Below are 15,354 nucleotides of genomic sequence, written 5' to 3'. Positions count from 1 at the left end.
AAAGGGGGAAGTAGAGTGAATTTATATAATATAATTTTTACAGGTTCAGAGCAAGCTTTAAGTGTTGCTAAAGATATGTTAGCAGAAGCTATAGAAAAAAATGGAAGAGAACATAAAGTTGCATTTCCTGATACTGCATACTCACTACCATGTATTTATGCAGCAACAGGTCAAAAGATGAACTCATTAGCTGACTTAGAAGCAGCATTAGGTATAGTTGAGAGCTTAATAAATAGAACTCATTTACTAGAACATGCGCTAAATTCTGGTTTAGCTACAGCTTTAGCTGCTGAAGTAATTGAAGCCATAAAGTATTCAACTATGGATGCACCATATAGTGAGCCATGTGCAGGTCATATAACTGACCCAATAATCAGATCCCTTGGAGTACCACTAGTAACAGGGGATATACCAGGTGTTGCAGTTGTACTTGGGGAATGCCCAGATGCAGATACTGCTGCTAAAGTTATAAAAGATTACCAATCTAAAGGTTTATTAACTTTCTTAGTTGGAAAGGTTATAGATCAAGCTATAGAAGCTGGAGTTAAGATGGGTCTTGAATTAAGGGTTATACCTTTAGGATATGATGTAACTTCTGTTATACATGTAGTTTCTGTGGCAATAAGAGCAGCATTAATATTTGGAGGTTTAACTCCAGGAGATTTAAATGGTCTATTAGAGTACACTGCTAAGAGGGTTCCAGCATTTGTTAATGCATTTGGACCACTTAGTGAATTAGTTGTATCTGCTGGAGCAGGAGCAATAGCTTTAGGGTTCCCAGTTATAACAGATCAAACTGTACTTGAAGTTCCAATGAACCTATTAACTCAAAAGGATTATGATAAGATAGTAGCTACTTCATTAGAAGCTAGAGGGATAAAGATAAAAATTACTGAAATACCAATACCTGTATCATTTGCAGCAGCATTTGAGGGTGAAAGAATAAGAAAGAATGACATGTTTGCTGAGTTTGGTGGAAATAAAACTGAAGCTTGGGAACTTGTTATAAAAAGAGAATTAAGTGAAGTTGAAGACCATAAGATTGAAGTTATAGGTCCTAATATAGATGAAATAGAAACAGATGGAGTTGTTAGATTACCACTTGCTGTTATAGTTAATATAGCTGGTAAAGCAATGCAAGATGACTTTGAGCCAGTTCTTGAAAGACGTCTACATTACTTCCTAAACTATATAGAAGGTATAATGCACGTTGGTCAAAGGGATATGTCTTGGATAAGAATATCTAAAGATGCTTTTGATAAAGGATTTAGATTAGAACATATTGGAGAAGTTTTATATGCTAAGATGTTAGATGAATTTGAATCTGTTGTTGATAAGTGTGAAATAACTATAATAACTGATGCTGACAAGGTTTCAGAATTAAAACCTCAAGCTGAAGCAAGATATAATGCTAGAGATGAGAGATTAGCTTCATTAGTTGATGAAAGTGTTGAAGAATTCTATTCTTGTAACCTTTGTCAATCATTTGCACCAGCTCATGTTTGTGTTGTTACTCCTGAAAGACTTGGACTTTGTGGAGCTGTTAGTTGGTTAGATGCTAAGGCTACTAAAGAATTAGATCCAACAGGACCATGTCAACCAATAGTAAAAGGTGAATGTTTAGATGATAGATTAGGTAAATGGCAATCAGTAGATAACACAGTAGGAGAGATATCTCAAGGGGCTGTTGAAAGTGTTACATTATACTCTATACTTGAAGACCCAATGACTTCTTGTGGATGTTTCGAGTGTATATGCGGTATAATGCCAGAAGCTAATGGATTTGTTATAGTAAACAGAGAATTCTCTGATATAACTCCAGTTGGTATGACATTTGGTGAACTTGCTTCTATGACTGGTGGAGGGGTTCAAACTCCAGGATTCATGGGGCACGGAAGACATTTCATATCTTCTAAAAAGTTTGCTTTTGCTGAAGGTGGACCAGAAAGAATAGTTTGGATGCCAAAAGAGTTAAAAGAGTATGTAGCTGATAGATTAAATGCTACAGTAAAAGAAATGACAGGTATAGAAAACTTTACAGATATGATTTGTGATGAAACAATAGCTAGTGATTCTGAGGGTGTATTAGCATTCTTAGAAGAAAAAGGTCATCCGGCATTATCTATGGAATGTGTAATGTAAATTATCATATTAGGAGGAATAGTATGAAAGTTATACCAAGTTTAAAATACACTAGTAAGCATCAGTGGATAAGAGTTGAAGGTGAATATGCTTATATAGGAATAACAGATTTTGCACAAGACCAATTAGGAGAAGTTTTATTTGTTGAGATGCCAGAAGTTGAAGATGAATTAACTCAAGCTGAAGATTATGGAGTAGTAGAATCTTCTAAAGTTGCATCAGACTTAATAGCTCCTTTATCTGGAGAAGTTGTTGAGATAAATGAAAAATTAGAAGATGAACCTGAATATATAAATGAAGATCCATATGATGCATGGATTGTAAAAATAAAAATATCAGATACTGATGAACTTAATAGTTTATTAGATGCTGAAAGTTATGAAAGTGAAATAGAATAGTATAAAAAAGTATGGTATACTTGAGTGCACGCAAATATACCATACTTTTTTTATGTATTAAATAAAAAATTTGTACCATAATGGGTTAACTTAAGTTACAATTAGGGTATAAATAGAATATCAGCTAGGGGTGCCTTAAAGGCTGAGAGATGAATTTTTATTCATTAACCCTTGTACCTGATCTGGATAATACCAGCGTAGGAAAGCTTATAAATATGTTTATATTTATAAAAGTACAAGTAGATGTATTTTTATATGTAGATTATAAGAAGCTATATTCCTTTGTTGGAATATAGCTTTTTTTATTTTGAGCGTTAAACTTAAACGAATTTTAATTATTAAAAAGGAGACAGAAAATGATACATTTAATAATAATATTAGCTAGTATAGTGTTTTTTGCACTGTATATAAACGATTTAAGAAAAGAAAAGTTAACTACTAAAATGATAGTTACAATAGCCTTGTTTAGTGGGATTTCATTAATTCTTAGTATGATACAATTAATAAAATATCCTCAAGGTGGAGGAATAAATTTACTTTCAATGTTACCAACTATGTTACTTTCAATTTTATATGGAAAAACCATAGGTCTTACAGGAGGGTTAATATTTGGTCTACTTAGATTATTAGAGGGAGCGTACGTTATACATCCAGCTCAATTTATACTTGATTACATGATAGCATCTATGCTATTAGGTACGGCAGGGATATTTGGACGTGATAAGAAATATAAAATAATAATGGGATGTTTGTTAGCAGTATTTTTAAGTACATTTATAAGTGTACTTTCTGGGTGTATATATTTTCCAGAATATGCGCCAGAAGGTATGAATGTATTTGTTTACTCTCTAGTATATAACTTTTCAAGTTTAGGGATAGAAGGGTTATTAAGTACCATAGTAATAGCAATATTACCACTAAAAAGATTTGCTAAAGAGTTGAAAATTTTTAACAACTAAAAAATATAGATTCAAGATTAAGAATGCCATTTTAATTAAATTTTATTAAAACGGCATTCTTAATTTTTTACCTAGTTAGAATACAATATTCATACTTAAAGTGTGCTAAACTTATATTAGATAAGCACATTGGGGGGAGAGTTATGATAAAAGTAATTTTTAAATCACATAATAAAGAAGTTTATTGTAATAAAGGTGATAATTTATTAGAGGTTGCAAGGAATGCTGATATATTTATAGATGCTCCATGTGGGGGAAATGTGTCTTGTGGAAAGTGTAAAGTAAAGTTATTAAAAGGGAATGTTGATAGCGAAAAGACAATACACATAAAAGATGAGGAATGGGAACAAGGATACATATTAGCTTGCAATACTAAAGTAATTGATGATATAGAAATAGAAGTCCCTTCTAAATTATCATCATCTATGCATGGTATGAAAATAGAAGGTAGTGATAAAAAGAAAGATAAAGAAATATTTGATAGAGCTAAGAATATAATAGAGACTCATAATTTAGATTTTAAAACTAATATAGAAAAAACATATATAGAGATGGAAGAGCCAAATCTAGATGATAATATAAGTGATGTAGATAGATTAGAAAGACATGTTAGAAATCATTTAGGATTTAATGAAATAGATTTTAAGTTAGACTTACTTAGAAAAATGCCGATAGTATTTAGAGAAAGTGATTTTAAGGTAACAATAAGTTACATTAAAAAGAAAAATAAAATAACAGTAATAAATATAGAAAAAGGCAATACTCAAAACCAACTATATGGGGTAGCAATTGATATAGGAACAACATCTGTAGTAGTTTGTTTAGTTGATTTATATACTAAGGAAGTAGTAGATAAAGCATCATCAGGTAATGCTCAGATAAAATATGGAGCAGATGTTATAAATAGAATAATATATTCAACGAAGAAAAATGGATTAGAAGAATTAAATAAAGCTATAATAGATGAAACTATAAATCCATTATTAGAATCTATATACATAAAAAATAATATAAGTAAGGATAATGTAGTTTCTCTTGTAGTAGCAGGAAATACAACTATGTCTAGCTTGTTCTTAGGGGTATATACAGACTATTTAAGACAAGAACCATATATTCCACCATTTTTAAAATCACCAAGGCTTATGGGAGAAGATGTACGTCTAAACATAAACCATAGTGCTTATGTTTATCTTGCTCCATCTGTAGCTAGTTATGTTGGAGGAGATATTACAGCGGGTGTATTATCAGCAGGGATATGGTCAAGTGAAGAAAATGTACTATTTATAGATTTAGGAACTAATGGAGAAATAGTATTTGGAAATAAAGATTATATGATGAGCTGTGCTTGTTCTGCTGGACCTGCATTTGAAGGTGGAGGTATAAGTTGTGGAATGAGAGCATCAAATGGTGCCATAGATAAAGTTAGTATAGATAAAAATACGTTAAAACCAACATTATCAATAATAGGTGAATGTGAGCCTTTCGGGATATGTGGTTCAGGCATAATAGATTTAATTTGCCAGATGCTACTTAAAGGTGTTATTGATAGAAGAGGTAAAATACATAGAGATATAAATAATGATAGAATTAGATTTAATGAACACGAAATAGGAGAATATGTATTAGCATTTAAAGGAGAATACAATTTAGAAAATGATATAACAGTAACTGAAGTTGATATAGATAACTTTGTTAGAGCTAAAGGTGCAATATATTCAGGTGCAGCCACTCTTATAGAAAGTTTAGGCATGGACTTTAGTATAATAGACAAAGTCTATATAGCTGGTGGAATAGGAAATAATTTAAACATAGAAAATTCAATTCTTATAGGATTACTTCCAGATATAGAAAGGGAGAAGTTTGAATATATAGGAAATAGTTCTTTAGTAGGTTCATATTTAGCACTCATAAGTAAAGACGCAAAGAAAAAGCTAAGTGATATAGGAGATGAAATGACTTATGTTGAATTAAGTGTTTATCCAACATACATGGATGAATTTATTTCAGCATGTTTTTTACCACATACGAATATAGAACAATTCCCAACAGTTAAAAAATTACTGGAGGATTAGACTATGAACTTAGCAGATAAAATGAATAAGGCATTTAATATAAAAAAAGAAAACTTTGGAGATAAAATAGAATTTGCATATCCAAATGAAACATTAGCTATTAGTACAACTAATGACAGCTGTAAACTAAGTTGTGCTCATTGCAATGGTTATTATCTAAAGAATATGACACCTATAGATGAATATAAAACTAAATTAAAAGGTAAAAATGTAAGTAGCTTTTTATTAAGCGGTGGATGTAGCTTTGAAGGAGATGTGCCTATAAATAATCATATAGAAACATTAAAGAAGCTAAAAGAAGAAGGATACAAACTAAATGCCCATTTAGGCCTTATGGACAAAGAAAGCATAGAAAATGTATGTAAATACTTAGATGTAGTTTCTTTTGACTTAGTATTTGATAAAGATACAATAAGAGAAGTATATAAAATAGATAAAGATAAAAAAGATTATATAAATGCATATGAAATAATAAAAGAAAATGCTGAAGTATCACCACATATATGTATAGGATTAAAAGGTGGTATAGTAAAAGGAGAATATGAAATCATAAATTATCTAGCTAAAAACCCTCCAAAGAAATTAACATTCATAGTTTTAATACCAACAAAAAATACAGAGTATGAAAATGTAAGTCCTCCTAATTTAGATAAAGTTTGTGATGTACTTTGCGAGGCAAGAATTCAAATGCCAAATACACAGATAAACTTAGGTTGCATGAGACCTAGAGGAATATATAGAAAAGAATTAGATAGCTTAGCCTTAATGTGTGGAGTCAATAAAATAGTTCTTCCATCAAGAGAGGCTAAAAATAAAGCAATTAAACTTAATATGACTATATTAGAGGGTAAGGAGTGTTGTGTATTATGATTAGATTATCTTTAGGTAGTGCTATAGAGCTTGGATTATTGAATAAAGCTAGTTTAATACCTCCTACAACGGCTTATATAATGATTGGAGATAAGTGCAGTAATAAATGCGCATTTTGTTCTCAATCGGCAGAAAGTAGTACAAGAAAAGATAAATTATCAAGAGTTATTTGGCCAGAGTATTCAAAAGAAGAAATACTAAGTGCTTTAAAGTCATATAAAGGAAAATATATAAAGAGGATATGTATTCAGTCAATGTATAGTGATGAAGCTCATATGGAAGTTGAAGAATTTATATCTTTCATAAAAGATGAAATTAACTTCCCAATCTCATTATCTGCAAAACTTGAATCTGATAAAGATATAGAAAAGTTCTTCAAATGTGGAGTAGATAAAATAGGAATAGCAATAGATGCTTGTAACAAAGAGCTTTATGAAAATATTAAAGGAAATAACTATAAAGAAAAGTTAGAATTGATAACTAATATGTCTAGAAAATATGAGGGCAAAATAAGCACTCATATTATAGTTGGATTAGGTGAAACTCATAAAGATATACATGATCTATATACATATTTAAGAGATAATAAAGTAACTGTAAGTTTATTTGCATTTACACCTGTAAAAGGGACTAAAATGGAAAGCATAAGCCAACCAAATATTGAAAGTTACAGAAGGGTTCAACTTATGACTTATATGATAGATAGAGGATATAGTAATGAGTGTTTTAAGTTTGAAAATGGATATTTAACTCATATTGAATTAGATGAGGCTATAAAAGATGATATAAACGAAGGCTATCCTTTTGAAATAAGAGGTTGTAAAAATTGCAATAGACCTTATTATAATGAAAGACCAGGAAGTACTATTTATAATTACTCAAGAAGTTTAAATGAAGAGGAGATAAAATTGGCTGTAAAAGAACTAAATTTAGCTTAGGGGAGAATTTTATGAATCAGTGGAGAGTAATAAGAAATAAAACATATAATGGTGCTATGAATATGGCAATTGATGAGGCTATTACAATTGCTTATAAAGAGGGAAAAGTAAAACCTACATTAAGATTTTATACTTGGGAACCAGCATGTTTAACTATAGGGTATTTCCAAAAGCTTGAAGATGAAATAGACTTAGAAGCTTGTAAAAAATTAAATGTAGACTGTGTTAGAAGGATTACTGGTGGAAGAGCAGTTCTTCATGAAGATGAACTAACTTATAGTGTTATTGTGGGTGAAGACAATCCATTAATGGATAAAAGTATAAACTTATCTTATAAATTTATAAGTGAAGGGTTAGTAAAAGGTCTAAATCTATGTAATATACATACTGATAATTTAAGTACGGGAGAAAGAATAGGAAGAGATAATTTATCAGCAGCATGTTTTAATGCTCATGCTTCTTACGAAATAACAATGAATAAGAAAAAGGTAGTAGGAAGTGCACAAAGTAGAAAACATGGTGTAATACTTCAACATGGATCTATAGTGTTAGATTTTGATGTAGATAAATTATTTGAATTAATAAAAATGGAAAATCAGGATAAAAAAGAGAGATTAATTAGATTTACATCTAGAAAAGCTAGTGGAATAGAAAATGAATCTAAATTAAAAGTAGATATAAACGAATTAGAAGAAAATTTAATAAAGGCTATGGGAACTCACTTAAATGTAGAATTTTTAGAAGAAGAATTAAGTGAATATGAAATCAGCTTAACAGATAAGTTGTATGAAAAATACAGATCAGATGAACACAATAAAAAGAGATAAAATTAATTGACTTTATATAAAATAAAGTGCTATACTCAAAATATAGTAAAATATAGTAAAATATAATATAAATTTTGAAATCATGAAGGTTTCTTCGGTGTATTGAAATACCTGAAGAGACCTTTTTTGGTTTAAATAAGAAATCATTTTGGGGAGGGATTTATATGTGTGAATCAGCAGCTTATGTTTTAAAAAATGAAAAGTTAGAAAGAGTAATGGATAATGTAGTAAGTGTAGATCCATATGAAGGTAAAGTTTATTTAACAGATTTATTAGGGGAACAAAAGATAATAGATGGTGAAATAAAAGAAATAAGATTAATGGACCATAAAATAATAATAAAAGAAAATAACTAAAAGAGGTATTAGGGGATAAACATATGATAATAGCAGTTATAGATGGAATGGGTGGAGGAATAGGGTCTCAGATAGTATCCAATCTTAGAGACGAACTACCTACATATATAGATATATATGCACTAGGTACAAATTCTATTGCAACTAGTGCAATGATGAAGGCTCATGCCAATAAAGGGGCAACAGGTGAAAATGCAATTGTGACATCTGTAAAAAAGGCAAATATAGTAGTATCGCCAATATCTATGGCTATGCCAAATTCTATGATGGGAGAAGTAACTTGTAAAATAAGTGAAGCTATAGTTGATAGTGAAGCTTTAAAAATATTACTTCCAATAATGCCTGAAAATATTGAATTAGTAGGATTAGAAAATAAGCCATTAGCCTTACTTATAAAAGATGCAGTTAAGGTTATAAAAAAGGAATTTAATATAAAATAATGGGGGATTAAAATAATGTTTAGTAAAGATGTTGTAAGATATCACCACGGTCATGACCATGATCACGATCATTGCCATGAACATACTCATACTCGTGGAGCTGAGGTTGAAAATAAAGATGAGAAAACTTTAAAAATACTATTACTTCACTGGGTAAACCATAATGAAACTCATGAAGAAGGATTTAGAGAATGGGTGGAAAAGGCTAGAGAAATAGGCAAAGAAGAAACAGCTAGCCATATAGAAAAAGCTATAGAATATATGCAAAAAGCTAATGAGATGTTAATAGAAGCAAAAAAACATATGTAATGTTAAATATAGAATATGATATAAATAACTTATATCATATTCTATGTTTTAATTTATATATAAAATAAAAATATACAAATTTATGAAATAAGGTTGACCTTATTAAAAAAATATTATATTATATATTTATAAGTTAATACGGAGAAGTACTCAAGCGGCTCAAGAGGATCCCCTGCTAAGGGATTAGGCTGGATTAAACCGGTGCGAGGGTTCGAATCCCTCCTTCTCCGCCAGTAAAGACTATCTATTATGGATAGTCTTTTTTATGTGATTGGAATTAAATTTCAATAAAAATCCGTAATATTTATAACAGTGACAATGGTTTAATTATAAGAGACTATATCGAACATTTTTGTAAGCAATATATTTAATCTTTAATATAGTGTATAATATAAGCATATTATTATATTAGGAGGGATTTAAATGAGGTAAGAGTAAGCAAACAATAAGAAGAATTAGATACCATTAGAATATATATAGGAATTATATAATATGTATTCTGTTCAGAGGTTAAATTTAAATTATATAAAAAATAGATTTTTATTAATAAAACTATATTTTTTCTGTAATTTAACAAATTCTTCATGCAAAAATATATATAATTATAGAGCAAGTGAGGGAATTTAAAAATGATACACATTAAAAATAGTACATTTAATATACTAAATAAAGTAAAAAATCTTAAATATAGAATAGTTATAGATTCATTAATCGTAGGAATACTAGTGGGACTAGTAATAGTATTAAATAGATTTTTAGCAAGTGAATTAGGGAAATTATTTATGAGTTTATATAAATTTGCGAAATCTCATGTATACAGTATACCATTTGTATTTTTAATACTTGCGATACTTGGATATTTTGTAGCTAAGTTATCAAAGAAAGAGCCAATGATAAGTGGTAGTGGTATTCCTCAAGTTGAAGGAACACTTATTAGGAAATTGAATATGAACTGGCTAAGAGTTTTAACATATAAATTTATTGGTGGGGTTGCTTGTTTGGGTGCAGGACTATCTGTAGGTAGAGAAGGTCCATCAGTTCAAATGGGAGCTTGTATAGGTCAAGGCGTATCTAGTAAGCTAAATAAGCTTGACTATGAGGAAAAATATTTAATAACAAGTGGAGCAAGTGCAGGGTTATCAGCAGCATTTAACGCGCCATTATCAGGAGTTATGTTTGCATTAGAAGAAGCACATAAGAACTTTTCACCGCTTGTTTTACTTTCTGCAATGGTAGCATCTTTAAGCGCTGATTTTATATCAAAAGGATTTTTTGGTATAATACCATCTCTTGAATTTTCAAAACTAGCTATCATGCCTCTAAAATATTATTGGGTATTAATTTTTCTAGGGGTTATGGTAGGTATAAGTGGAGTAATATTTAATACAGGAATTTTAAAAACTCAAAGTATATTTAAAAATAGTAAAATGAAAATAGAATATAAAATAATAATACCATTTTTATTAGCAGGATTAATTGGAATTATATCACCTATTTTATTAGGTGGAGGTCATGAACTTATAATGAGTTTAAAGGGAATGAATTTTACTATAACTACATTGCTTATATTTTTATTTATAAAATTTATCTTTACATTCATTAGTTTTGGATCTGGAGTTCCTGGAGGTATATTTTTCCCACTACTAGTATTAGGAGCGTTAGTAGGAAATATAGTTGGATTAATTGGAGTTAATTACTTAGGAATTCCTAATGAATACTTAATGAACTTTGTAGTACTTGCTATGGCAGGTCATTTTGCAGCGTCAGTAAAGGCTCCAATAACAGGAATATTACTTATATCAGAAATGACGGGAACATTTGAACACTTATTACCATTAGCTATGGTAGTAATAATAGCGCAGTTAACATCAGATTTATTAAATGCAAATCCAATATATGAAGAACTTTTAGATAGAATACTTCATAAGCAAGAGAAAGGTAATACAGAAATATCAACAAGCAGTAAAACACTATTAGAAATAGGAATAGAATTAGATAGTTTTATAGAAGGTAAATATATAAAAGAAATTAATTGGCCTAAAAATGCTCTAGTCGTATCTATTACTAGAGGAAATAAAGAAATACTGCCAAAAGGTAATACAAAAATACATGTTGGTGACTATATGGTAGTAATGACAGATGAATCAGCATCATCAGAGGTATTAGAAGATATATCAAAACTATCTAGAAGTAGTAAAACTAAAAATAGCTAAAGATAATATTATCTTTAGCTATTTTTTTACCATTCAATCAAAAAAATTAACCATTCATACATTGTATATTTAATTAATACTCTTTTTATGATATATATGAATAGAAAATTTAAGAAAATTATATTTAGTTAATAATTGGAAATAGAAAGAAATATAAAAAGGTAGAGAAATGGGGGGGATGTCTTTGCATAATGATGAATATAACAAAAATCTTATTGAAGATAGTATAAAATTACAAAGGAAATTATCTATTATAGTTCTTATATGTACAACGCTTATATGTATTGGACCAGCAGGATGGTTAGTTTTAAGGATACTAGACAATGAGACAGAAAAATTACTATATACTGCACTATTGACAATTCCAACGCTAATTTATATGACATGGTCATGGTGTTCATTTTTCTATAAGAGGAAAATGGAAAGAGAACTGAAGGAATTAGAAGATTTAGTAGATGAATATGAACGTAAGTTATATAAAGATAAATAGTAGTTGATTTTAAAATCTATGGAAAACTTATATACCTATGTATCACTGTATACTTTTTAGTTTACAATTAGATATGAGCTTTTATTTTAGGATACTTTATATAAGTTTTATGATTTATATATTATAATAAATTAGTGACCTAAGATAAGAAACTAATTTAAGGTGGTAATATATGATTAGTATAGATAAATTAAATGAAAATCAGCTAGAAGCTGTTAAGCATATAGATGGGCCTTGTATGGTACTTGCAGGACCGGGCTCAGGTAAGACTAGAGTAATAACATATAGAATAGCTAATATGGTTGTAAATGAAAATATAAAGCCTACAAGTATATTGGCAATAAGTTTTACAAAGGCATCGTCTTTAGAAATGAAAAATAGAGCTTTGAGCTTAAGTAATGATTATAGAATGAATAAAGTTACATATGGTACTTTTCATTCAGTATTTTTTAGGATACTAAGATATTTTGAAAAATATAATCTTGAAAGTATACTTGATGAAAAAATGAAGAGGCTTGCTATAAAAGGAATTTTAAAAAGCTTAGAAGTAGAAAATGGAGAAGATGACGAAGTTGTAGGACAAGTTATAAATGAAATATCATATGTAAAAAATGAACTTATGGATAAAGTAGATTTTAAATCAGAATTACTAAGTAGTGATGAATTTATAAAAGCCTATAATTTATATGAAGAACATAAAGATCAAATAAATAAAATAGATTTTGATGATATGTTAATAAAAACATATCATTTGCTACAAAATAATAAATCTGCACTAGATATGGTAAGAAATGTATATAGATATATTTTAGTAGATGAGTTTCAAGACATAAACAGAGTTCAATTTGAAGTACTTAAATTAATATCAAATCCTAATGATAATATATTTGTAGTAGGGGATGAAGATCAAAGTATATATGGATTTAGAGGAGCTAGACCTGATTTCTTACTACAATTTGAAGAGTATTTTAAAAACACAAAAAAGGTACTTTTAGATATAAACTATAGATCAAAAGATGAAATTATAAACGTAGCTAATAGACTTATAGAAAAAAATGAAAATAGATATGAAAAAGTAATTAAATGCAACCAAGGTTTGGGAGCTAGAGTAAACTATATTTCGCCAGATGATTCAGAAGAAGAAGCTGTTTTTATTGGTAAAGATATATTAGAAGAAGTAAAAAAAGATTATGTTGAATATACTGATTTTGCTGTTATATATAGAACTAACATACAATCAAGAGCATTGGTAGATGTTTTTATGGATATGAGAATACCTTTTGTTGTAAAAGATGCAATAGTCACTATATATGACCACTGGGCATCTCAAGATATACTAGCTTATTTAAGAATAGGTCTAAACCCTAACTCTAATAAAGATTGGGTTAGAATTATAAACAAGCCATTTAGGTATATATCAAGAGACAGTATAAATATGATAAAAGATGAGAAAGACTTTATAAATTCACTTATAAATAAATGTGAACTAAAGCCAAATCAAATAAAAACGATAAATGATTTAGAAATTGATTTAAGCTATCTAAAAACTTTAAATCCTAAAAATGCTATATCTTATATTAGGACAAGTTTAGATTATGATAGATATATATTAGACTACTGTACAAATAGGAAAATTAAAGCTAATGGATTAGTAGAGATATTAAATGAATTAGAAAGTTCTGCAACAAACTTTAAAACTATAGAGGAATATCTAGACCATATAGAAAGAGTAAAAAGTGAATTAGTTGATAATAAGCATAATAAAAATACGGATGGTGTTATATTTACAACGATGCATAGTGCTAAAGGGCTAGAATTTAAAAATGTTTATATAATAGGAGCTAATGAGGGAACTATACCTCATGAAAAATCGTATGACTTAGATGATGATAAAAAGAAAGCAGAGCAAATTGAAGAAGAGAGAAGACTTATGTATGTAGCAATAACAAGAGCAGAAGAAAATCTATATATAAGCTCACCTGTAAATAAGTATGGAAAGAAAGTATCAAAATCGAGATTTATTGACGATATAAAGGCTCCAACAAAAGAAGAGATGGATAATATAACAATAGGAGATAAAATCTATCACAAGAGATTTAAAGAAGGCACGGTAGTACAAAAAGAGAATAATCTTATTAAAGCAAAGTTTAGTGATGGAGAAAGAACATTTGATTACAAACTATGCTTAACTAAAAATATGATATGGAAAATATAGAAGAAGGCTTATCTTAAAAAACATTTTAAGATAAGCCTTTTGAATTTTAGTAATATATTCCTTTTTCGAAGAAGTCTTTTATTTCATTTAAATCGTTAGTTTTTCCAAGTGCTAACATTAACTTTATTCTAGCCTTTTGACCTGGAAGATCTCCACCGAATATGCATCCAAGATTTCTTAAGTCTTTTCCAGAACCTAAGTATCCATAACTATCAAACACTCTACCAGAGTGGCATCTAGATACTATAACAACAGGTACGTTATTTTCTCTAGCGTATTTAACGCCCTCGTACATTTTAGGAGGAATGTTTCCTCTACCCATAGCTTCGATTATAATTCCTTTATATCCACTATCAGTAGCAAATTTTATAAATTCTTCATCCATTCCTACACCAGATTTAAATAATGCAACTTTAGATTCAACACTGTCTGTGTCTATTATAGTTCTATCAGATACATTTTTATATAAAACAAGCTCATTACAATCGATTATACCTAAAGGACCAGACCCAATAGATTGGAATGTATTTAATGATAAAGTGCTAGTTTTAGTAGCTTCAGAAGCAAGCATAACTTCATTGTTTAAAACAATAAGAACTCCTTTTCCAACAGCTTCCTTAGATATAGCAGTACAAACTGCAGCTGATAAGTTACTAGGACCGTCATAACCAAGTTCAGAACTACTTCTCATAGCACCAGTAACTATAACCGGTTTTATACTAGTAATAGTTAGGTCTAGGAAGTAAGCAGTTTCTTCCAAACTATCTGTACCATGTGTAATTACTACACCAGATATATCTTCTCTTATAAGTAAATTATTTACATAATCTTTTAATTCCATCATTCTCTCTGGAGTTATGTGAGGTCCAGGTATTTCATCAAAATTAAGAACTTCAACATCTGCAACTTTATCTATGTTAGTAACCATAGACATTATTTGCTCACCAGATAGAGTTGGTATAGCAGCACCCACTTTTTCATCTACAGTCATAGATATAGTACCACCAGTAAAAACTATAGCAACTTTCTTTTTAGCCATAATAGTATCCTCCTACCATTTTAATATATAATAAATAAATTATATCAAAAAAAACCTATATAGGTCTATTGGATAAAATTAAAAAA

Annotated in this window: 14 protein-coding genes, 1 tRNA gene and 1 riboswitch; of the genes, 14 read left to right on the top strand and 1 reads right to left on the bottom strand. The window is 29.2% G+C overall.

What is annotated here, in order from left to right; all coding sequences use genetic code 11:
• The first annotated feature begins 15 nt into the window (after positions 1 to 15).
• The 14 genes from acsB to BN899_RS14625 all read left to right on the top strand — a co-directional run bounded on the left by acsB (position 16) and on the right by BN899_RS14625 (position 14,229).
• The gene (gene acsB / locus BN899_RS14690; RefSeq protein WP_042276928.1) at positions 16 to 2,142 is read left to right on the top strand and encodes an acetyl-CoA decarbonylase/synthase complex subunit alpha/beta; all 2,127 of its coding nucleotides are present in this window, start codon (positions 16 to 18) and stop codon (positions 2,140 to 2,142) included.
• A 23-nt stretch (positions 2,143 to 2,165) separates the two neighbouring features.
• Complete coding sequence (gene gcvH / locus BN899_RS14685) at positions 2,166 to 2,540, top strand: glycine cleavage system protein GcvH (protein ID WP_042276926.1); 375 nt, start codon at positions 2,166 to 2,168, stop codon at positions 2,538 to 2,540.
• 116 nt (positions 2,541 to 2,656) lie between these two features.
• A riboswitch (TPP riboswitch) is annotated at positions 2,657 to 2,761 on the top strand.
• A gap of 135 nt (positions 2,762 to 2,896) precedes the next feature.
• Positions 2,897 to 3,499, top strand: coding sequence for an energy-coupled thiamine transporter ThiT (gene thiT / locus BN899_RS14680; protein WP_042276923.1), 603 nt, complete (start codon positions 2,897 to 2,899; stop codon positions 3,497 to 3,499).
• A 143-nt stretch (positions 3,500 to 3,642) separates the two neighbouring features.
• The gene (acsV, locus tag BN899_RS14675) at positions 3,643 to 5,571 is read left to right on the top strand and encodes a corrinoid activation/regeneration protein AcsV (RefSeq protein ID WP_042276920.1); all 1,929 of its coding nucleotides are present in this window, start codon (positions 3,643 to 3,645) and stop codon (positions 5,569 to 5,571) included.
• A gap of 3 nt (positions 5,572 to 5,574) precedes the next feature.
• Positions 5,575 to 6,441, top strand: coding sequence for a radical SAM protein (locus BN899_RS14670; protein WP_042276918.1), 867 nt, complete (start codon positions 5,575 to 5,577; stop codon positions 6,439 to 6,441).
• The gene (locus BN899_RS14665) at positions 6,438 to 7,379 is read left to right on the top strand and encodes a radical SAM protein (protein ID WP_042276915.1); all 942 of its coding nucleotides are present in this window, start codon (positions 6,438 to 6,440) and stop codon (positions 7,377 to 7,379) included. Before BN899_RS14670 ends, BN899_RS14665 begins: the two co-directional genes overlap by 4 nt.
• An 11-nt stretch (positions 7,380 to 7,390) precedes the next feature.
• Complete coding sequence (locus tag BN899_RS14660; RefSeq protein ID WP_042276914.1) at positions 7,391 to 8,206, top strand: lipoate--protein ligase family protein; 816 nt, start codon at positions 7,391 to 7,393, stop codon at positions 8,204 to 8,206.
• 164 nt (positions 8,207 to 8,370) lie between these two features.
• The gene (locus BN899_RS14655; protein WP_042276911.1) at positions 8,371 to 8,562 is read left to right on the top strand and encodes a CooT family nickel-binding protein; all 192 of its coding nucleotides are present in this window, start codon (positions 8,371 to 8,373) and stop codon (positions 8,560 to 8,562) included.
• A 23-nt stretch (positions 8,563 to 8,585) separates the two neighbouring features.
• Positions 8,586 to 9,002, top strand: a complete 417-nt coding sequence (locus BN899_RS14650; protein ID WP_042276909.1) for a DUF3842 family protein — start codon at positions 8,586 to 8,588, stop codon at positions 9,000 to 9,002.
• Between the two features lie 15 nt (positions 9,003 to 9,017).
• Complete coding sequence (locus BN899_RS14645; protein WP_330362569.1) at positions 9,018 to 9,311, top strand: hypothetical protein; 294 nt, start codon at positions 9,018 to 9,020, stop codon at positions 9,309 to 9,311.
• Between the two features lie 140 nt (positions 9,312 to 9,451).
• A tRNA-Ser gene (locus BN899_RS14640) sits at positions 9,452 to 9,544 on the top strand.
• A 396-nt stretch (positions 9,545 to 9,940) separates the two neighbouring features.
• Complete coding sequence (locus BN899_RS14635) at positions 9,941 to 11,524, top strand: ClC family H(+)/Cl(-) exchange transporter (RefSeq protein WP_042276906.1); 1,584 nt, start codon at positions 9,941 to 9,943, stop codon at positions 11,522 to 11,524.
• A gap of 184 nt (positions 11,525 to 11,708) precedes the next feature.
• Positions 11,709 to 12,014: a hypothetical protein gene (locus tag BN899_RS14630; protein ID WP_042276903.1), complete on the top strand. Its 306-nt coding sequence runs from the start codon at positions 11,709 to 11,711 to the stop codon at positions 12,012 to 12,014.
• Positions 12,015 to 12,186: 172 nt separating this feature from the next.
• Positions 12,187 to 14,229: an ATP-dependent helicase gene (locus BN899_RS14625; protein WP_052356871.1), complete on the top strand. Its 2,043-nt coding sequence runs from the start codon at positions 12,187 to 12,189 to the stop codon at positions 14,227 to 14,229.
• A 46-nt stretch (positions 14,230 to 14,275) separates the two neighbouring features.
• On the opposite strand, the gene BN899_RS14620 is transcribed toward BN899_RS14625, so the two are convergent.
• Positions 14,276 to 15,271, bottom strand: coding sequence for an asparaginase (locus tag BN899_RS14620; protein ID WP_147568584.1), 996 nt, complete (start codon positions 15,269 to 15,271; stop codon positions 14,276 to 14,278).
• Positions 15,272 to 15,354: the final 83 nt, after the last annotated feature.

It is taken from the genome of Faecalimicrobium dakarense (assembly GCF_000499525.1).
Classification (GTDB): domain Bacteria; phylum Bacillota; class Clostridia; order Peptostreptococcales; family Peptostreptococcaceae; genus Faecalimicrobium; species Faecalimicrobium dakarense.
This window is presented reverse-complemented; position numbering and strand designations above follow the sequence as displayed.